Below are 741 nucleotides of genomic sequence, written 5' to 3'. Positions count from 1 at the left end.
TCATCACCATCTCGCGCTCGCTCTGAAGGTCACGCACCCGGTAGACCCGCGACTGGGCGGTGCGTGACAGCACGGCCAGCACCTCCAGCCCGTCGAGGCGATCCCCCGGGGAGAGCTCAGGCGGGATCGGCAGTTCGCCGTACACCTTGGCCGGATTTTCGGACTGGGCATCGGGCAGCTCATCGATGCGCACCAACTGGAAGCAGAACTGGTCCGCCCCGTAGCCACGCGATTGCGCACGCTGTACCGCCGCCTCGGCCAGGCGATCACAGGCGGCATCGAGGTCGCTGGCATCCTGACGAATCAGCTGCACATACTCCGACGGCATCAGGGTGCCCAGCACCGCCTGGGTGGTAAACAGGAACAGATCCCCCTGCTTGGCGGGAAAGCGGGCGTAATCGATGTCGATGCTGTTGTCCATGCCCAGGGCCCGGGAGGGGTAGCGATAGCCCCCGAGGTCGGTGACGTGGTCGCGTGTCAGCTGCTCGAATTCCGCCCCACGCAGTCGAAACACCAGGGTGTCGCCCATATGGAAGAGGTGGCCCTCGGTACCGCGCAGCACCAGCGCCGACAGCGAAGTGACGTAACTGCCCTCTGCCACCTGACGGCTCTGGCTGTAGGTCCAGGCATTGAGGGCGCGCAGTACCCGGGTCGCCGATGTCTTGACGTCCAAATGGTCGGGGGTGGAGTAGTAGTCGGCGAGGAAGCTGCGCACGCTGAGGTCCCCGGCCTGCTTGGCCA

1 protein-coding gene is annotated in these 741 nt (G+C 65.6%); it reads right to left on the bottom strand.

Going from position 1 to position 741, the window contains the following annotated elements:
• Positions 1–741: PP2C family protein-serine/threonine phosphatase (locus AM506_RS23520; protein WP_200908482.1), on the bottom strand; the 741-nt coding region annotated here is incomplete at both ends.

It is taken from the genome of Rossellomorea vietnamensis, assembly GCF_001305855.1.
In the GTDB taxonomy this organism is placed as follows: Bacteria; Bacillota; Bacilli; order Bacillales; family Bacillaceae_B; genus Rossellomorea; species Rossellomorea vietnamensis_A.
The sequence above is the reverse complement of the archived record's forward strand: the minus strand, read 5'-3'. Positions and strand labels throughout refer to the sequence as shown.